Here is a 19,335-nt window from a genome sequence, read left to right on the forward strand (position 1 = left end):
GATATCGGCGCTGCACACGTCGAAACCTGTCTCCCGCAGGGAGTGGCTGCGATGTGTCTCGCGACTGGACTCTGTCACAAAACTGTTGCGGAAACGCAACGAGATTGACGTGCAGCAAGCATACCGGCCTCCGCAAACAAAGCTGATTCAGGGGGCTTCAATGACATCGCAGACCAAGGGGCTGCTCGCGTCCGGCGCGAGCGTATTGGCGTGCATCTTCGCAACGGCCGCGACCGCGCAGACGACGCAGCAGCAAAACGACGTTCCGCAGGAAATCATCGTCACCGGCGCGCGTCCGATCGCTGAATCGGAATCGCTCGCGCTGCGCATCCAGCGCGCGTCGGACTCGCTTGTTACCGTGTCTGCCGCAGACAGTGTCGGCCGCCTGCCCGATCAGAACATCGCCCAGGCCGCCAGCCGCCTGCCCGGCATCGCCGTCGAGCGCGATCAGGGCCAGGCGCGCTACATTTCGCTGCGCGGTTCGCCCAACTACTGGACGACGCTGTCGTTCGACGGGATCACCGTGGTCAGCCCCGAAGGCCGCGATGCGCGCTTCGATTCGATCCCGTCGGCGATCGCCTCGCAGATCATCGTCTCCAAGGCGGTGACGCCGGACATGACTGGCGAAACGGTAGCAGGCAATGTCAACGTCGTCACCCGTTCGGCGTTCGACTACAGCGGAGCGCACTTCGCCGGCAAGGCGGGCTACGGCATCGCCGAACTGGGCGACCGCAAGCAGTACGAAGCGTCGGCCGTGGCGTCGCAACGCTTCAAGGTGGGCGAAGGCGAACTCGGCGTGCTGGTGTCGGGCAGCTATTTCCAGCGCGGCATGATCACCGACAATTTCGAGACCGATTACGAGCGCGTCTCGCAGGATCAGCGTCCTGGGAACGCCACGCGCTTCTGGGCGGCGGAAGCCGAGAACAAGCTCTATCGCCTCACCCGCCGCAACTGGTCGGCCTCGGGTCGCGTCGACTACAAGCCCGACGATCAGAACACTATCTCGCTGCGTTCGATCTACACCATCTTCAAGGACGACGAAGCGCGCGACAATTACCGCTTCGACCTGGACGATCGGCAGAGCGATCTCGTCTCCAGCACCACCGATTGCGCCCGCACCGCCAATCCGACGCCGACCACCACCGGCTATGCCGATGTGTGCATCGGCAACACGCCCCAGCGCGGCACGATCTACGGCATCGACATTCGCCAGCGCTCCACTCTGCGCGCCTTCCGCCAGTCGATCTTCACCAACAGCGTGGTCGGCGAGCATGATTTCGCACCGGGCTGGCATCTTTCCTGGGTGGGCAACTACACCGAATCGAAGGACGATCGCTCGGTCGTCGGCGAAATCGCGTGGGACAGCCCCAGCACCCGCACGCTGCGCCCCACCGTCGGCTATGATTTCAGCGATCCGAACCGCTCGCGCCTGCTGCTGTTCAACACGATCCAGCTAAGCGGCCCCACCCGCTATTCGGCCGGTACCCGCGTGGTGGCGGTCGACAGCTTCACCAAGGCGCCGTCGTCGCTCACCGTGCTCGACGCGATCGACACCACCAAGGCTTATACCGGCCGGCTGGTGCTGTCGCGCGAGGCCCGCTTCCTTGGCAGCGATGCGGTGTTCAAGGCCGGCTTCCAGTTCGATCAGCGGACCAAGGTGGCGGACGAAAAGCAGATCCTGCTCAACACCTCAGCCCAGCTTGCCAGCGTCGGCATTCCCACCAACTACGCCGCTTTTTCGCTCGACGAGCCGTTCGCCGGCGCGCTGCCGATGGATTATACCTTCCGCTATTTCGACGAAGACAAGATGCGCGCCGTGGCCAATTCGGCGCGCGGCCAATACGCGTTCACGCCCAACACCGCGAACAACTATGACGTGCGCGAGCGCATCTATGCCGGCTATCTGATGGGCACGCTGCGCTACGACTGGGGCTCGATCCTCGGCGGCGTCCGTGTCGAGCGGCTGGAGAATCGCGGCAAGGCCGTGGCGACGCTGGGCACCACCACCGGCCTGGTCACGGCGGAGTCGAGCCAGACGCTCGCCTTCCCCAGCCTCCACATCAACTACAATGTCGACGATACCAAGAAGCTGCGCCTGTCGTTCAACTCGGGCGCCGCGCGCGCCGATTACGACCAGCTCCGCCCGAACGTCGTGATCAACGATCCCAACCAGACGATCTCCGGCGGCAACCCTGCGGTGAAGCCCGAGCGCGCCTATGGCGTCGACGGCTATTTCGAATGGTATCTCCGCCCGCAGGGCTATCTGATGGCCGGCGTCTTCTACAAGCGGGTGGAAGACGTGCTGTACCGCCAGTCGCGCACCTTCGGCTCGAACGCGCTGGATACGAACGGCATCGATCGCTCCGCCTATGTCTTCACCGGCATCACCAATGGCGGCGATGGGCGCATCTTCGGCGCCGAGGCGGCAGCGCAGCTGCAGCTCGAGCCCTGGACGAACGCGCTGGGCCTGCCGGACTGGATGGGCGGCTTCGGCATCTCCGCCAACGTGACGCTCAACGACAGTCAGGTGACGAAGCCGGCCCTGGGCAGCGCGGTCCCGGCGCGCAGGGTGCGCCTGCCCGGCACGTCGGACATGGTCTACAATATCGGCGGCTATTACGAAAAATACGGCCTGTCGCTCCGCGTCCAGTACCAGCGCCGCAGCGACTGGCTGGACACGATCGCCGACGATCTCACCGACGCCGGCGATACCTATTGGGCGGCGGACGAAGAGATGGACATTTCGGCGCGCTATGCGATCACCAAGCGCTTCGAAGTCTATGTCGACGTGCAGAACGTGCTCGATCAGCCGGGCCGCCGCTATGCCGAGCCGGGCAACCTGCTCACCGCCACCGGCACGCCCACCCCGACGATCAAGTCGCAGACGATCGAATGGGAGCGCTTCGGCCGCCGTTACGCTGCCGGCGTGCGGGTCAACTTCTGATGCGCCGCGCTTCCGCCCTCGCGCTCGCCAGCCTGGTCGCGCTGTCCGTCGCCGGCTGCACGACGGCGGCCCGTCCTGCCTTCTCGCCCCTGCCCACCGCGTCGGTGGTGGCACGGGCCGAGACGCAGGCGGTGCGTACTGCCAATGCCGATGCCGCCGACGATCCCGCGATCTGGCGCAACCCCGCGAATCCCGCCGCCAGCCTGATCGTCGGCACCGACAAGCAGGCCGGCCTGTACGTCTATGATCTGCAGGGCAGGCAGCGCGCGTTCCTCAATGCCGGCCGGGTCAACAATGTCGACCTGCGCGATCTCGGCGCGGCGGGCATCCTCGTCGCGGCGAGCGACCGCAACGATCCGGCAAACGCGATGCTCGCGCTGTTCCGGCTCGATCCGGCCACCGCGACGCTGACGCCGCTCGGCAAGGTCTCCGCCGGCCCTGGCGAAGCCTATGGCGCCTGCCTCTACCGCACGGACCAGGCGCTCTATGCGTTCAACGTGTTGAAGGACGGCACGATCCGACAGGTCGCGCTCGATCTCACCGGGGCCGCCCCGAAGAGCACGCTGGTCCGCACGATGAAGCTCGCCACCCAGTCGGAAGGCTGCGTCGTCGATCCCCGCACCCATCGCCTCTACGTCGCAGAGGAGGATGTCGGGCTGTGGCGCTTCGATGCGCGGCCGGAGGGCAGCACCCAGCCGATCCGCGTCGCCGCCGCCGACGGCCAGGGCATCGTCGCCGATGCCGAAGGCGTGGCGATCGCTGCGGAGGGGCCGGACGATGGCGGCTATCTGCTCGTCTCCAGCCAGGGCGACAACGCCTATGCGGTCTATCGTCTCGCCGACGATGCCTATGTCGGCCGCTTCCGCGTCGGCGCCGGCACCTTCGGCAGTACCGAGCAGACCGACGGCATCGAGCTGATGGTCGGAGATTTCGGACCCGCTTTCCCCGGCGGCCTGTTCATTGCGCAGGACGGCATCAACCCGCCTGCCGCGCAGAACTTCAAGCTCACCGCCTGGGGCGATATCAAGGCCGCACTGGGCCTGCGTTGAGCGCAGCGGGCGCCGATAGCCTCGGCGCCCGCCTCTCTGCCCGAACGAAGATTTTCGGTGGTGCCGGTTGCAGGAATCGAACCCGCGACCTTCGGTTTACAAAACCGCTGCTCTACCAGCTGAGCTAAACCGGCATGCCCGCCCAATCGGCGTCACTGCGACCTGCCCGCCTCTGAGCGGTTTGCGCGGCTCGGTCAAGCCGTAACCGCCCTTTCTAGGCATCGCGCTCAGCCGATCGGCTAGCATAGAAAAGCAACCACACGCCCGCTTGTCCCATATTGATATGACCTCGCCGCTCCTGTACAAATTTTCAATAATTGGAACGACGACTCGATAATTGGCACAAATGCCGAGCGAGGTTGGAGATGGATGCAGGTGGCAAGGCTGCCGTGCGCGTACGATGGGCGCGGCAGCAGGGGTGGATCTGTGCCGGATTGATCCTGGCGGCCGCGGCCTTATGGGCCGGGAGCGGCGCCGTTTCGGACGCCGACGACCCGCCCGGCATGGTGCAGATCAAAGCGCCCGCCTCGGATGCGCGGTCGGCATCCCTGGTGCAATCGGCCGCAGCGCTCTCGCCGCTGCACGCGTTCGAACTGCACGGCATCGACCTGTCGCCGGCCCCGGCGGCGCTGCTGGCGCAACATGGCGAGGCGCCTCGCTGGGTCCGCCAGGGCGATGTCGTCCGCGGCGCCGTCTTGCTTGCCTCCGTCGCACGCGGCCACGTTATCCTTGCCGATGGCGACCAGCGTCTTCGCATCGATCTGCCGCAACGCCTGGGCGGGTCCGGCGAGGTTGTGCCGGCGCCGCTGCGCGGTCTGCGTCCGGAGCCGCAGCCGCCCTCCGGAGAACGCAGCGCGGCCGAACTCGCCGTCGGCGCCTCCATGGCAGGCGAACCACCAACGCCGGAGGAGCGCGAAGCGGCGCGTCTCGGCCAACTGCCCGTCGCCGGGGCGTGAACGGGCGGCGCCATTTCGTCAGGGAGAAAAACGCATGACCAAGTTGATGTCCATCCTCGCCGGCATGATGCTGCTGGTGCCCTCCGGTTCCCACGCGGCGACCCTGTACGCGGGCTATGCCGGCGGCAACGGCAATGACGGGGTCATGTTCAATCTCGCCAGCACCTCGGGCTTCCTGCTGCAGTCGTTCGACATTCACGCCGATTTCGGCACGTTCGATTATCGCGTCTACCATCATGCCGGCGGCGTCGATGCGGCGATCGCCGATCCGGCGGCGTGGACGCTGATCGGCAGCTTCGATGCGTTGACCACCGCCGGCGAGGGCATCGGCACCACGCTCGATCTCACCGATCTGCTGCTCTCTGCGGGAACGCACGGCTTCTACATCACTGATGGCGGGGCCTTTTCCGTCCGTTACTCGAACAGCAGCGAGGCGCCGGGCACGGCGCTGGCATCCAGCGGTCCGGTGACGTTGCAGGTCGGATATGGCGCCGATGCGTTCGGCGGCATCGTCCCCAGCCGCGCCTTCAACGGCAGCGTGACCTTCGCCGCGGTGCCCGAGCCGGCTGCCTGGGCGATCCTCACCATCGGGTTCGGGGCGGCGGGTGGCGCCCTGCGCCGGCGCCGCGGGCAAGCAGCCCTCCGCGCCGCCTGACCGCCCCACAGCATCACCATCAAGGGCGGGTCACCCGACACCGTCCAATTCAGGAGAAGCATGCCATGATGAGTTCAGCGCGGCATATCTGCGGCAGTTCACTGCTTGCCCTCGGCGCAACGATGCTATCCCAGCCTGCAGCTGCGCAGCAGGTCGAACGTCTTGATCGCGGGGTGGTTGCGGTACCCTCCACCCAGGGCGGAAACCTTGTCAGCTGGCGCCTGCTGGCCAGCGATACCGCCTCGACCGGCTTCAATCTCTACCGGAACAACCAGAAGCTGAACGCGCAGCCGCTGACCGGGCCGACCAACTATGTCGATGCCTCGGGCGGTGCGAACGACGTCTATGCGATCAAGGTCGTCGTCAACGGCGTGGAGCAGGATCGCGCCTTCACCGCGCCGGTCTGGGCCAACGGCGCCGGCGTCATCATGCTGGACAAGCCCGCCGGCGGTACCGTCACCGGCCCAGGCGGCGCCTCCAGCGCCTTCACCTATGAGGCGAACGACGCCAGCGTCGGCGACCTCGACGGCGATGGAAAGTACGAGATCGTGCTCAAATGGGAGCCGACCAACGCCAAGGACAACAGCCAGAGCGGCCTGACCGGGCCGGTGCTCGTCGATGCCTACACCCTGGCCGGACGTCGCCTGTGGCGCATCAATCTGGGGCGCAATATCCGGGCAGGGGCGCACTACACCCAGTTCCAGGTATTCGACTATGACGGCGATGGCCGCGCCGAAGTCGTGATGAAGACGGCGGACGGCACGGTGGACGGCGAAGGCCGGGTGATCGGAAATGCCAATGCCGATTGGCGTAATTCGGCGGGCTATGTGCTGTCCGGCCCGGAATTCCTCACCGTGTTCCAGGGCACGACCGGACGGGCGCTTTCAACCGTCAACTATGTCGTCGGCCGCCACCCCGATACGCAGAACCCCACGCCGGCACAGCTCAACGCGATCTGGGGCGACAATTACGGCAACCGCGTCGATCGCTTCCTCGCGGCGACCGCCTATCTCGACGGTCAGCGCCCCAGCATCGTTATGGCTCGCGGCTATTACACGCGGACGGCGATCGCCGCCTGGGACTTCCGCAATGGACAGCTGACGCAGCGTTGGCTGTTCGACAGCGGCGTCAACACGTCTTCCAATCCCAACACCGGCCAGGGCAACCACAATCTCAGCATCGCCGATGTCGACGCAGACGGCCGCGACGAGATCATCTATGGCTCGCTCGCCATCGACGATAACGGCAGCGCGCTATGGTCCGCCCGCTCCTCCACCGGCCAGAAGCTGGGGCATGGCGACGCGATGCATGTCGGCGATCTCAACCCCGATCGGCCGGGATTGGAAAAGTTCGGCGTGCACGAATCGCCCGGCTCGAACGGCGGGATCGGCACGGCCATGCTGGATGCGCGCACCGGCGCCGTGCTGTGGTCGGCAACCGCCAGCTCGGACAATGGCCGCGGGCTCGCCGCCGACATCGACCCGCGCTATCGCGGTGCCGAGAATTGGTCGTCGCGCAGCTCGCTGCGCACCGCCACGGGGCAGGAAATCTCGACCACGAAGCCAGGTCCGACGAACTTCGCCATCTATTGGGACGGCGATACGCTGCGCGAACTGCTCGACAACGTCACGATCAGCAAGTGGAACTGGAACACCTCGCGCATCGAAACGCTCGTGGCGTTCGCGGATTCCAAATCCAACAACGGCACGAAGGCGACGCCTTCGCTGCAAGCGGACATTCTGGGCGACTGGCGCGAGGAAGTAATCCTGCCGAGCGCGGACAGCACCAGGCTGCGCATTTTCGCGACGCCCTATTTGACCACGCACAAGCTCACGACACTGATGCACGACCGGGTTTATCGCGAAGGCGTGGCCTGGCAGAATACCGCCTATAATCAGCCCCCTCACACCAGCTACAATCTCCCCGACGCCGTTCGTTGAGCTATGCGGAGCCATCGCCGCACCCCAGCGGGCGGCGATGGCCCAAGCAGCCTGGGCAATCGAAACGCAGATTTTGCACAGGTTGAGAATGATAATGCGTTTGACTCGCAACACCCAGTCTCTTTATTGGGCCGCCCATGGAACGAAAGCCCAAAGGGAAAAGCTGGATCATGCCGTCGACACTGCGTACCGCCCTCCTCACCTCCGCGCTGTTCGCGCTGCCCGGCACAGCGTTCGCCGGCCCTGAGGGCGAGAGTGACAAAGCGGCCGACCAGCAAGACCAGATCGTCGTCACCGGCGCAGCCAACCAGCCCTCGCGCAGCGCCACCGGCCTGGCCCTAACTCCGCGGGAGACGCCGCAGTCGATCACGATCATCGATCAGGCGCGCATCCAGGATTTTCAGCTTACCAACATCAACGATGTGCTCGATCAGACTGTCGGCATCAATGTCGAGCGTGCCGAGACGGATCGTACCTATTACAACTCGCGCGGCTTCGACATTACCGTCTTCCAGATCGACGGGGTCGGCCTGCCGGTGCCTTACGGCATTCAATATGGCGATCTCGACACCGTGCTGTTCGATCGGGTGGAGGTGATCAGGGGTTCCAACGCGCTGATGACCGGCGTCGGCAATCCGTCCGCCACGATCAACTATGTGCGCAAGCGGCCGACGGAATCGCTACAGGTGCGAGCGACCGCCCAAGTCGGCTCCTGGAGCCGCTGGCGCGGGGAAGCGGATGTGTCCGTGCCCCTCACCGACACGCTGGCCGTCCGCGCCGTCTATGCGCATGAGGAACGGAACAGCTATCTCGATTACAACAGCAACAATCGCGACGTCTACGGCCTGGTCACCACCTGGAAGGTGACGCCGCAGCTCACTGCCACGATCGGCTACAGCCGCCAGGAAAACAATTCGGACGGCGTGCTGTGGGGTGCGCTTCCCCTCACCTATTCGGATGGCAGCCGCATTCCCTATGCGCGCTCGGCCACGACGTCGGCGCCTTGGACCTATTGGGACAACACCGATCAGCGCGCCTTTGGCGAACTCGCCTATGATCTGGGCAACGGGTGGCAGGCCAAGGGCGTGTTCACCTATGTCAACAACAAGCAGAAAGCCAAGCTGCTCTACGCCTTCGGGGCGCCGAACAAGGCGACGGGGCTCGGCTTGACTGGCCAGGTCGGCCTCTACCCTTCCGAGAACGACCAGTATTTCGGCGACGCGACCGCGTCGGGCCCCGTCCACCTGTTCGGCCGCGAGCATCAGCTGACCTTCGGCGTCTCGACCGGCCGCATCGATGATCTCCAGTTGCAGGGGCCGGGCACGAGCTCGGTCACCTATCCTGCCGTGCCGAACCTCAGCAGCGTGCAGATTGCCGATCCGGGCACCCTGCCGATCACGCTGGGCGCCGATACCAGCACCGAAGTCACCCGCGCCTATGGCGCCGCGCATCTGAACCTCACGGATCGGCTGAAGGCCGTGATCGGCGGCAGCGCCACCTGGCTGAAGTCGGAGGGCGATTCCTACGGCGCTGATCAGTATCGCAAGAACAGCGATTTCAGCCCCTATGCTGGCCTTACCTATGATCTGACGCGCAACGTCTCGCTCTACGCAAGCTACACCAACATCTTCAATCCGCAGATCGAAGTCGATGCGAACGCCCGGCGCCTGGCGCCGGTCACCGGCACCAGCATCGAAGGCGGCGTGAAGAGCGAATGGTTTGGCGGCCGGCTCTACGCCACCGCCTCGCTGTTCCGCGCCAAGCAAAAGGGCTTGGCGACCTTCGCGGGGCAGTTCGGCCCCGACGGTCCCGGCCAGCCCGGCGGCAGCTACTACACCGGCGTGGACACCACCGCGCGCGGCTTCGAACTCGAACTCGCCGGCAAGGTGACGGACAACTGGACGGTCAGCGGCGGCTATACCGGCCTCGACATCGAGGACGAAGCCGGGGCGCCCGCGCGTGTGTTCCTTCCCACCAAGAGCCTGAAGCTGGCCACCACCTATGCGGTGCCCGACCTGCGCGACCTGAAGGTCGGCGCGCAGCTCCGCTGGCAGAATGCGATCCGCAGCCCGGATCTCCTGGTCCGGCAGGGAGACTATGCCGTGCTCGATCTGATGAGCAGCATCCGCGTGGTCGACCATGTCCGCGCCGCGATCAACGTCCGCAACGTCACCGACAGCAAATATCTGGGCAGCATCATGTGGGGCCAGGCCTTCTACGCAGCGCCGCGCAGCGTGCTGGGCAGCATCACCTTCAGCTATTGAGGATCGGCATGGGCGCGCATCTCCGTCGTGGCTGGGGGTACCGAGCAAATATCGCGACGCGCGCCCTCGCCGGCAGCCTCGGCGCCTATCTGATCGCGGCCTGCTTCGCGGCGGCGGCGGCGCGCACCCTGCCGATGGATCGGCTGGACGCCGCCGTCTCCGCGACGATGCTGGCCTTCTTCGTCGCGCCGGTGGCGACCCTCTGGGCCTTTCTGGCGCCCGGGCCGCTGCGTGCGCTGGGCGGCACGCTCGCCGCCGCGGCGCTGCTGGCGGGCATCGCCTGGGCCGCGGGCGTGCCGTCGGCATGAGCGTGGTGCGCGAAGGCGCCCGCCAGGCCATGGCCTGGCTGCACGGCTGGACCGGGCTCTTGCTCGGCTGGGTGCTGTTCGTGATGTGCCTCGCCGGCACGCTCAGCGTCTTCAAGCCGGAAATCGGCCGCTGGATGCGCCCCGAGACGACGGCGGTGGCCGATCGCGCCGCCGCGCTCGCCGCCGCCACCGGCTGGCTTTCCAAGGCCGCACCCAAGTCGTTCGGCTGGTATCTCACCTTGCCGGGCGACCGCATGAACACGGTCGAGGCCACCTACGATCCCGGTACGGGCTTCGTCTACCGCGCGCTCGATCCGGTCACCGGCGCGCCCGCACCGCGCGAGACGCTGGGCGGCGAGTTCTTCTACCGCCTGCATTTCGAACTCGAACTGCCCTATCCCTGGGGCCGGCTGCTCGCGTCGCTGGCGGCAATGGTGCTGCTGCTCGGGCTGATCACCGGCATCATCGCGCACCGGCGCATCTTCAAGGACTTTTTCACCTTCCGCCCGGCCAAGGGCCAGCGTTCCTGGCTCGACGGGCACAATGCGCTCGGCGTGCTGGCCCTGCCCTTTCACGTGATGATCAGCTTCACCGGCCTGCTCGCGCTGGCGACGCTCAACATGCCGTGGGCGCTCAGCGCCAACTACGGGCAGGACATGGCCGCCATGTTCCAGGCCTTTCAGCCCGGCCAGGTTGATCGCCCCGCTGCCGGCAAGCCCGCGCAGCTGGCGCCGCTTGCCCCCATGCTGCGCGAAGCCGAGCGCCGGCTGGGCCATCCGGTCGGCCGCGTGACGGTCGCGCATCCCGGAGACGCCGCCGCGACGGTAACGATGTTCCGCGACGACGCCCGGCAGATCGCCTATGCCGCCGGCGCGATCAGCTTCGACGGCGTTACCGGTCGCGTCCTCGCCGACTTCACCGAGAATCGCCCGGCGCTGCAAACCTATGGCGTGGCTTATGGCCTCCACCTCGCCCGCTTTGCCCCGCTCGCGACGCGCTGGCTTTACTTTCTGTGCGGCGCGATGCTGACGCTGGCGGTGGCGAGCGGCATGGTGCTGTGGGTGGTCAAGCGCCGCGAACGCGCTCCATTGAGCCGCGGCAACCGCATCATCGAACGGCTCAATGCCGGCGTGCTGGCCGGCGTCCCGATCGGTTGCGTCGCCTTCCTGCTGGCCAACCGCTTGCTGCCGCTCGGGATGGCGGGCCGCGCCGAGGCGGAAGGCTCGGCTGCCCTGTGGAGCGCAGGGGCGGCGGTGCTGCTCGGCGCGATGCTCGCGCCGAAGCGGAGCTGGCCGCTGCTGCTCTCGCTGCTGGCGCTCGGCTGTGCCGCCGCCGCACTTCCCGGCGGCGCCTTTGCCGATAGCGTGCAGACGGGCATGAGCCTCACCCTGCTGGCAACCGCTGCCGCCACCGCATGGCTCGCGTGGCGGCAATGGCGCCGCCCCGCCCCGGCTCCCCGCCGCCGTGCCCGGGCGCAACTCGCATGATCGCAGCGGGTCTCACCGTGCTCGGCTTCTTCGCCCTCGCGGCCGCCATGCCGCGCCATGCGCCCGCGCTGCTGGGCCCGGCCGGTCTCCGCCTCCCCTCCCATCGGCTGCGCTTCGCGGGCTGGGCCGCGCTGCTGGCCGCGCTCGCCGCGTGCTTGTGCGCGCCGTCCTGGCCGCTCGCGCTGGTTACATGGGTCGGCTTGCTGCCGCTCGCCGCCGCATTGATCCTGCTGGGCCTGACGTACGACGCGCGGCTGGCCCGCGGCGCGGCGGCATTGGGCGTGCTCGCCGTGGTGGCCGGGCTGGTCGGCTAAAGTGCTTTCAAGTTGACCCCTTACGGTCGACGAGTCGAAAGATGCGGCAACCACTAGGTGGAGCGTTGTCGCTCATGGTGAAAACGTCCTGGCCGATCATGCGGCCCGGCCCTCCGATCGACGTGAGTGCCGGAACCCGCCACGCGCGACATGTCCGCTCCGGTACGGCGCAGGGCGCAACGGTTCACCGGTTCCGGCGTGCCTTGTCACAAACAGATCGGCACAGCTGCGCCGGTCGATGGCGGAACTGCATCGGGAGCGTGCGCATGAAACATCCAGGCCTGGCGATCGCCGCATTGTTCGTCGCTAGCGTCCCCGCGACGGCACAGGAATGGTTCGCGCCGGGCACGTTCGATAACTGAGTCTTCAACAACCAGGCGGCGGAAATGCTGCGGCGATCGCAGAAGCAGCTGTTCCACGACGACGCAGCCGATACGCTGCGAAGCCCCCGCCCTCCGGTTGCGACGCCGCGCTCGCCGGCGCCCGCCATCCGGCAGGAACAGGTCCAGCGCGTGGCCGATCGCCTCGCCAGCGGCTTCGCTGCCGGCGAACGCGACAAGGCTCGACGGATTTTTGTCGAGCTGTACGGCAGTTATGGCCGGCTCGAACGCCAGCTGGGCATCCCTGCCGGCGATCCGGACGGCGCCACCGCAGCGCTGATCGCCGCCAGCTACATGGCCTATGCCGATACCGATCTGGACGACGCCGCGTTCCGCCGGCTCCATGCCCAGCTACGCGGCCCGGTCGCCGCGGCGGGTGCCGAAGCGCACGCGGCCGAACCGCGGGTGACCATGGCGATCCTGGCGACCTATCTGGCCGCCACCCGAGAGGCGCTCAAGGCGCAGCCGGATCCCGCCCGATCCGCCGAACTGCGCCAGGCCGGAAAGCGTTATCTGGGCGAACTGCTCGGCGTGGACGCTTCCCGGGTGCGGATCGGCACCACGGGCCTCATGCTGCGCTGAGCGTTCGCCCCCGGCTGCGATCTCAATCGTCGAACCAGCCGGTGTCGCCGATCGGCATGCCCGGCGGAACGGCAGGCACCGCCTGGCGCTTGTCCAGTTCGCGTTGCAGCGCTTCCTTGTCACGCAGCAGCCCTGCCAGATGCCGCGCCCAGGCGCCGTCCTGCCCGTCGCCCGTGGCGGGCAGGACGGCGGCGATCGTGCGGAGCCGATCTTCCAGCAGCGCCGCAACGTCCGGGCTGATTGCGGGATCGCGCGCCGCACGGGCGATCGTCAGCACCGCGCGATAGGCGATCCGCCGACCCACCGCATCGCGGCGCGCGGTTACGGTCGCCGCCTGCAGCCGGTCGAGCAGCAGTTCCACGCCGGGCATCGCCGGATCGCGTCGATGCTGTTCGAACAGCCGGGCCAATCGCGCAGGTGCAAGCAAACTGTCCAGCGGCACTTGCGCCGCGATGTCGGCCGCCACCAGGGGGTCGAACGCGAACGAACCGGCGTTACGGAACACTTCCTGGTCGAATTGCGGGTCGCTGCGCCCATTGATCGCGGCGGAAAGCGGCATCACCAGCCGATCGGGCACGGTCAGCCTCGGCGCGGCGAGCGTCTCCATCAGCGCATCGATCGCCGCCAGCTGGGTGGCGGCAGGCACGGGCTTGGCCGGCGGATGATTGTCTCCGGCGACCGCATAATCGGAATCGATCCCGCCGACGAGCTTGCCCGCCGCGTCCACGTCATAGCGATGCAGCAGCCACACCGGCACGAACTTGCGGCGCAGGTCGGCTAGCGCTTCGTCCTTGCGCAGCACGTCGGGCCCGAAATTGGCGATCGCCACCTGCCGTACGGCCAGCATGTGGCGCAGCGACGCGACCGGATCGGGGCCGTCGTCCCACATGCTTCCCCAGGGGCTCGGCATATCCGGCGATCGTCCGTCGACATCGGTGACGAAGCGCAGCCCCCGCGCCTGTGCCGCCAACGCCTTGTCGCGCGCCGCCGCATCGGGGTCGACGCCGGGCGCGGGCTGGCCATAGAGCCAGTCGACGGTGAAATCATCCCAGGCGCCTCCCGCCTTGGCATAGGCATCGGACAGGTCGATTCTGCCGCCCGTCAGCTTGATGCGCGGGCCGGGGTAATCCATCACCGAACCGCGTTCCTGCGTACTGGCCGCAAAATTGTGCATGAAGCCGATTGCGTGGCCCACCTCGTGCGCGCCGAGCTGCCGGATACGATCCAGCGAGACGCGGACCGGATCGTTGGGGCCGCCGCTGTTGTTCTGCGCGGTGCCGACCAGCCCCTCGAAGATCACCATGTCCTGCCGCACGCGCAGCGCGCCGATCACGACATTGCCCTTCACGATCTCGCCGGTACGCGGATCGACGATGCCGCCGCCATAGGACCAGCCGCGCGTCAGCCGGTTGCTCCAGTTCACCATGTTGTAGCGCACGTCCATCGGATCGGCGCCTTCCGGCAGCACTTCGGCACGGAACGCATCGATCAGCCCGGCCTTGTCGAACGCCGCGCGCCAATAATTGACGCCTTCCACCAGCGCGGTGCGGATCGGCTCCGGCGCGGCGCGATCGACATAGAAGACGATCGGCTTCTTCACCCGCGAGCGCGGCGCGGCGGGATCGGTCTTCTCTAGGCGGAAATGGTTGGCGAATTGCTGGACCACATCTTCGCCAAGCGGGCTGCCGTAATCGTAGAAGCGCTCGCCGCCCGCCGCCGATCGCGTGTCGAACCGGCGGACCTGAAAGCCCGGCCCCGGCAACCGCACGAAACTGTGATGGACGATGAAGCCGATCTGCCGCGGCTCGCTGGCGATGGTCGAGATTTCCCGCCCCGGCGTACCGCTCTGATAGGTCTGCAGCGCATCGATTTCGATATTGTCGGGAAACGCCTTCACCGAACTCGGGTCGGCGGCGCTCAGCGCCTCAGCCAGCCGATAGCCCTTGCCGCCTTCATTGAGCGCATCGGCCAGCCCCACCGTGTCGCGCGTCAGGAACGGCGCGATGTCGACCGTCAGCGATCCGTCCGGGCCGGTGGTGACCACGTCGAGCATCGCCATCACGCTGAACGGAAAGCTGGTGCGCCCGCCTTCCGCCACCGCCGCGTCGCCAGTGGCGCGGAAGCGCCAGTTCTCGAACGTCACCGCCACCTTCTTGCCGATGCGGCGAAACGCCAGGATCTGTTCGCCGCCAACCATGCCGCGGTCGATCCGCAGATTGGCCGAGCCGAGTCCGGTGCGCATCGTCGTCGCATAAAGAAATCGGCCGGCGACGCCCTGCGCATCGGGCGCGGGCAAGGTGAACAGGATGCGGCCATCGGCCGGCATGGCCTTCACCGGCAGCAGCGGCGCGTCCTGTGCGCGCGCAGGCAGGCCCGCCATGGCCGTCAGCACCAGCGCCAACGCTACTCCGCCGCCATGCCACATACGTCGATCTCCCCATTTTGGTGCTGCGTCGCCGCATTCTATCGGCAAAGCCATTGTGCATCCCGTCAATAATGGACAATTTATGATGCCAAAACGATCGATTTGTTCGACGAAAGGGGCGCGACGTGCACGAATCCACCACGGATGAGCTGGATGCGACGGATCTTCGTATCCTGAACCATCTCGTCGCAGACGGCCGCAGTTCGGACGTTGCCTTGGGCGAGCGCGTGCATCTTTCCAGCACGGCAACGGCGCGGCGCCGCAAGATCTTGGAAGAGCGCGGCGTGATCCGCGGCTACACAGCCGAACTCAATATGGCGGCACTGGGCTACGGCATCGACGTGCTCGTCTCCATCGAATTGAGTTCTCAGGCAGAACAAGCACTTAACGAATTCGAGTCGGCGGTGGTGCGGTGCCCGTCCATGTCGTTCTGCAGCTTCGTCTCGGGCGAGACCGATTTCATCATGATGATCCATGTCCGCTCGTTCGAGGATTACGACCGCGTCTATCGCCGCGAACTCTCGACCCTGCCGCATGTCGCTCGCATCCGCAGCAGCTTCCTGATGCGTTCGGTGGAGAAGCGGATCGTCGCGCCGGTTGCGCTCGAATCCAATCGTCGCCGCTGATACTAAACTTCAAGGAAAAGTATTACGGCGCACGAATCCGGCGCAGAAGCGGACTTTTCCAAAAGATTCCATCATTGCCGCGACCATCCCGGCGCCAATTTGCCGAGAAGCCGCGGCGCGTCTCGATTACACTGCAACGCACAACAGGGGCGGCGCAACGACGGAACGTACCCGACGCAGGACGAACCAACGATCAGGAGAGATGGCACGTCACCACGGGGGTTCCAAACATGCAAAACAGTCGCATCGGTCGCACGTCCTCGCGTCCATCCAGACTTCAGCGCCTCGCCCGGAACGGGATGGTCGCGCCCGGCGCGCTGATCCTATGCCTCGCCTGGGCCGGATCGGCCGCTGCCCAAACAGAGGCGCGCGGGCCGGAGAAGTCCGCGCCTGCCGAAGGGCAGACCACCAACACGCCCGGCGGCAAGCCCGAGGTTCCCGTCGATCCGCTCACCGGCGAACCGATCGCGAGCGAGGCCGGCGACATCGTCGTCACCGGATCGCGCATCGAGCGTGATGGCTATAGCGCGCCGACGCCGGTCAGCGTGATCAGCAGCAAGGAAATCCAGACCGAGGCGCCGGCCAATATCGCCGATCTGGTCAACACCCTGCCGGCGGTGCGCGGCAGTTCCACCGCCGCCAATTCGAACGGCTCGCTCAGCAACGGCCTTGCCGGCATTGCCAGCGTCAATCTCCGCGCCCTGGGTGCCAGTCGTACGCTGGTGCTGTTCGACGGCCAGCGTTCGGTCGCCTCCGCGACCAGTGGCGTGGTCGACGTCAACACCTTCCCGCAGGCGCTGATCAAGCGCGTCGAGGTCGTCACCGGCGGCGCCTCCTCCGCCTATGGGTCGGACGCGGTGTCGGGGGTGATCAACTTCATTCTCGACAAGGAATTCACCGGCGTCTCCGGTGACTATGAATTTGGCGTCACCACGTATGGCGACGGGCCGAACCACAAGGCGTCGCTCACCGCGGGCACACCCTTTGCCGGCGGCCGCGGCCATGTTCTCGTCAGCGGCGAATATTTCAATCAGACCGGCATTCAGACGATCGACCGCGACTGGAACAGCACCGGCTTCTTTCAGATCGACAATCCCGCTTATTCGGCGGCGGCGTGCAGCGACACGAGCGCCGCGACGATCTGCTATCCGGCGCGGCTGATCCAGTCGGGCATCGGCACCAGCCAGTTCACGCCCGGCGGCCTGATCAGCACGGGTCCGTTCCGCGGCACCTATTTCGGCACGATCGATCCGGCGACCGGCAAGGCGACGACCGGCACGCTGGCTTTTGGCCAGGTCAACGGCCAGTGGATGGTCGGCGGCGACTATAAGCTGACGCGCGAAGGCCATCTCGGCAGCGCCACCCTGCTTCCGTCCGAAACCCGTGGCAGCGGCTTCGGCCGCGTGAGCTACGAATTCTCCGACGCGATCGAGCTTTATGGGCAGGCGGCCTACAGCCGCTATGAAGGGCAGAGCTATTATCAGCAAACGCCGTCCACCGGCGTGACGATTCAGGTCGCGCCCAGCGCCGCCAATGGCGGGTTGGTGAACGCCTATCTGCCGCAATCCTTCCTCAACCAGGTGGCCGCCTATAACGCCTCGGTTGCGGCATCCAGCCGCATCAGCACCGTGTCGATCGGCACCAGCAACGCCGGCATCCCGCCCCAGGGCAGCGACAACACGCGCGAGGTCTATCGCTACGTCGTAGGGGGCAACGGAAAGTTCATCATCGGAGCAATCAACTGGTCCTGGAGCGCCTACTACCAAAAAGGTGTTACCAAGACGCAGGAACTGCTGACCAATGCCTGGAACACGTCTCGTATGGCGCTCGCCACCGATGCGGTGGTCGCGCCTGCCGGAAACAGCGCGGGCATCGCTGCCGGCACGGTCGTCTGCCGATCGACGCTGACCAGTCCCAGCAATGGCTGCGTGCCGATCAACCGCATCGGGGTGGGCGGCGTCTCGCAGGCGGCGCTCGACTATATCTTCTACAACGGTCAGCAGCCGCTGCGGTATCAAACGCTGAAGCAGGACGTTGCGGCGTTCAACTTCTCCACCAACAATCTGGTCGATCTCTGGGCCGGTCCCATCTCGCTTGCGTTCGGCGGCGAATGGCGGCGAGAATCCGTATCGGGCTTCGTGGATCCGCTTTTCCAGCCCAGCGTCACCAACGGGGTGTCCACGCCGACCTGGATCTACGGCAACTATGTGCCCAGCTTCGGCAAGTACAACGTCAAGGAAGGCTATGTCGAAACGCTGGTTCCGCTCTTTAAAGGCGCGGATTTTAACGGCGCGGTTCGGCTGACCGATTACTCCACCTCAGGCAGCGTGTCAACGTGGAAGGCAGGCGTCACCTGGCAGGCCGTTCCGGACGTGAAGCTGCGCGCTACCTATAGTCGGGACATTCGCGCGCCCAATCTGGGCGAGCTGTTCGCCGCCGCTACCGGGCGCACCAACACCGTCAACGTGCCGTTGGCCAACGGCACCCAGCGCGCGGACCAGTTCCTCGAAGCGACGATCGGCAACGCGGATCTGAACCCCGAAATCGCCAAGACGCTGGGTGTCGGTGCGGTGTTCACGCCCAGCTTCGTGCCTGGCCTCGCAGCCTCGGTCGATTTCTATCGGATCAAGCTGGACGGCGCCATCAACACGATCACTGCGCAGACCCTCGTGTCGCAATGCTATGAACAGGCCAATGCCGACGCCTGCTCGGCGATCACTACCACCGGCGGGCGCGGCGTCACCTCTGCGGGGCTGCTCATCACCAACATCGAGCTCAAGCCGACCAACTTCGTCTCGATCGAGTCCAAAGGCATCGATTTCGAACTCAGCTATCGCCGCAACCTGGGCGCAGGCAGGCTCAACCTGCGCGCCCTGGTCACCCGCAACCTCAGCCTCTACACTAACAACGGCATTGACGTGCCAACCGAGGCCGCCGGCCAGAATTCGGGCAGCCTGCCCAGCTGGAGCTATCGCTTCTCAGCCGGTTACGACATTGACAGTTGGACCTTCCAGCTCGTCGGCCGCGGCGTGAGCAGCGGCGTGTACGACAACAGCTACATCGTCTGTTCCACCGATTGCCCGGTCTCCACCGTCGCCAATCGCACGGTGAACACCAACCACATCCCGGGCGCGATCTATTTCGATCTCCAAGCCAATCGCGAATTCGCGGTGGGTCGCGTGAAGTTCCAGGGCTTCCTGTCGATCCGCAACCTCTTTGATGCCGATCCGGTGCTCGTCGCCAACGGTCCGACCGGCAACAACACGCCCGCCTATCCGCAGACCAACCGCAACCTCTACGATGTGCTCGGCCGAGTCTACCGGCTGGGGGTGCGCTTCCACTTCTGATCCCGCCGGGGGCGCGGTGTCGCGCCCCCGGCTGTCCTTCCCGCTGCCTCTAGGAGAG

The 19,335-nt window shown here is 66.3% G+C and carries 13 protein-coding genes and 1 tRNA gene; 12 read left to right on the forward strand and 2 right to left on the reverse strand.

Annotated features, from left to right (window positions below; translation table 11 throughout):
- The first annotated feature begins 160 nt into the window (after nucleotides 1–160).
- Complete coding sequence (locus ACNFJ7_RS07630) at nucleotides 161–2,944, forward strand: TonB-dependent receptor (protein ID WP_058805460.1); 2,784 nt, start codon at nucleotides 161–163, stop codon at nucleotides 2,942–2,944.
- Nucleotides 2,944–3,993 (forward strand): phytase, encoded by a 1,050-nt coding sequence (locus ACNFJ7_RS07635; RefSeq protein WP_019367801.1) that lies wholly within the window; start codon nucleotides 2,944–2,946, stop codon nucleotides 3,991–3,993. The genes ACNFJ7_RS07630 and ACNFJ7_RS07635 overlap by 1 nt, the downstream gene beginning before the upstream one ends.
- 58 nt (nucleotides 3,994–4,051) lie before the next feature.
- Here the strand turns inward: ACNFJ7_RS07635 and ACNFJ7_RS07640 are convergent.
- Nucleotides 4,052–4,127 (reverse strand) — tRNA-Thr (locus tag ACNFJ7_RS07640).
- A 300-nt stretch (nucleotides 4,128–4,427) separates the two neighbouring features.
- On the opposite strand from ACNFJ7_RS07640, the gene ACNFJ7_RS07645 reads away from it, so the two are divergent.
- The 8 genes from ACNFJ7_RS07645 (at nucleotide 4,428) to ACNFJ7_RS07680 (ending at nucleotide 12,879) form a co-directional block, all read left to right on the forward strand.
- Entirely contained in the window at nucleotides 4,428–4,949 is a 522-nt protein-coding gene (locus tag ACNFJ7_RS07645; RefSeq protein ID WP_037512741.1) for a hypothetical protein, read from the forward strand.
- 34 nt (nucleotides 4,950–4,983) lie between these two features.
- A complete protein-coding gene (locus ACNFJ7_RS07650) occupies nucleotides 4,984–5,604 on the forward strand; it encodes a PEPxxWA-CTERM sorting domain-containing protein (protein ID WP_019367799.1) in 621 nt (206 codons plus the stop codon).
- 122 nt (nucleotides 5,605–5,726) lie between these two features.
- Nucleotides 5,727–7,544 carry a rhamnogalacturonan lyase gene (locus tag ACNFJ7_RS07655; protein ID WP_019367798.1) on the forward strand — a complete coding sequence of 606 codons (1,818 nt, stop codon included), beginning with the start codon at nucleotides 5,727–5,729 and terminating at the stop codon, nucleotides 7,542–7,544.
- Nucleotides 7,545–7,681: 137 nt separating this feature from the next.
- Complete coding sequence (locus ACNFJ7_RS07660) at nucleotides 7,682–9,808, forward strand: TonB-dependent siderophore receptor (RefSeq protein ID WP_019367797.1); 2,127 nt, start codon at nucleotides 7,682–7,684, stop codon at nucleotides 9,806–9,808.
- Between the two features lie 8 nt (nucleotides 9,809–9,816).
- The gene (locus ACNFJ7_RS07665) at nucleotides 9,817–10,116 is read left to right on the forward strand and encodes a hypothetical protein (protein ID WP_019367796.1); all 300 of its coding nucleotides are present in this window, start codon (nucleotides 9,817–9,819) and stop codon (nucleotides 10,114–10,116) included.
- Complete coding sequence (locus ACNFJ7_RS07670; RefSeq protein WP_019367795.1) at nucleotides 10,113–11,603, forward strand: PepSY-associated TM helix domain-containing protein; 1,491 nt, start codon at nucleotides 10,113–10,115, stop codon at nucleotides 11,601–11,603. The genes ACNFJ7_RS07665 and ACNFJ7_RS07670 overlap by 4 nt, the downstream gene beginning before the upstream one ends.
- Nucleotides 11,600–11,917, forward strand: coding sequence for a DUF3325 family protein (locus ACNFJ7_RS07675; protein WP_019367794.1), 318 nt, complete (start codon nucleotides 11,600–11,602; stop codon nucleotides 11,915–11,917). The genes ACNFJ7_RS07670 and ACNFJ7_RS07675 overlap by 4 nt, the downstream gene beginning before the upstream one ends.
- A gap of 386 nt (nucleotides 11,918–12,303) precedes the next feature.
- Nucleotides 12,304–12,879: a DUF6683 family protein gene (locus tag ACNFJ7_RS07680; protein ID WP_019367792.1), complete on the forward strand. Its 576-nt coding sequence runs from the start codon at nucleotides 12,304–12,306 to the stop codon at nucleotides 12,877–12,879.
- 22 nt (nucleotides 12,880–12,901) lie between these two features.
- On the opposite strand, the gene ACNFJ7_RS07685 is transcribed toward ACNFJ7_RS07680, so the two are convergent.
- Nucleotides 12,902–15,304, reverse strand: coding sequence for a zinc-dependent metalloprotease (locus tag ACNFJ7_RS07685; RefSeq protein WP_019367791.1), 2,403 nt, complete (start codon nucleotides 15,302–15,304; stop codon nucleotides 12,902–12,904).
- A gap of 125 nt (nucleotides 15,305–15,429) precedes the next feature.
- Here ACNFJ7_RS07685 and ACNFJ7_RS07690 point away from each other — a divergent pair, with 125 nt between their 5' ends.
- Entirely contained in the window at nucleotides 15,430–15,930 is a 501-nt protein-coding gene (locus ACNFJ7_RS07690) for an Lrp/AsnC family transcriptional regulator (protein ID WP_019367790.1), read from the forward strand.
- 299 nt (nucleotides 15,931–16,229) lie between these two features.
- Nucleotides 16,230–19,277: a TonB-dependent receptor plug domain-containing protein gene (locus ACNFJ7_RS07695; RefSeq protein ID WP_019367789.1), complete on the forward strand. Its 3,048-nt coding sequence runs from the start codon at nucleotides 16,230–16,232 to the stop codon at nucleotides 19,275–19,277.
- The last annotated feature ends 58 nt before the right edge of the window (nucleotides 19,278–19,335 follow it).

This window comes from Sphingomonas sp. HT-1 (assembly GCF_048568905.1).
In the GTDB taxonomy this organism is placed as follows: Bacteria; Pseudomonadota; Alphaproteobacteria; order Sphingomonadales; family Sphingomonadaceae; genus Sphingomonas.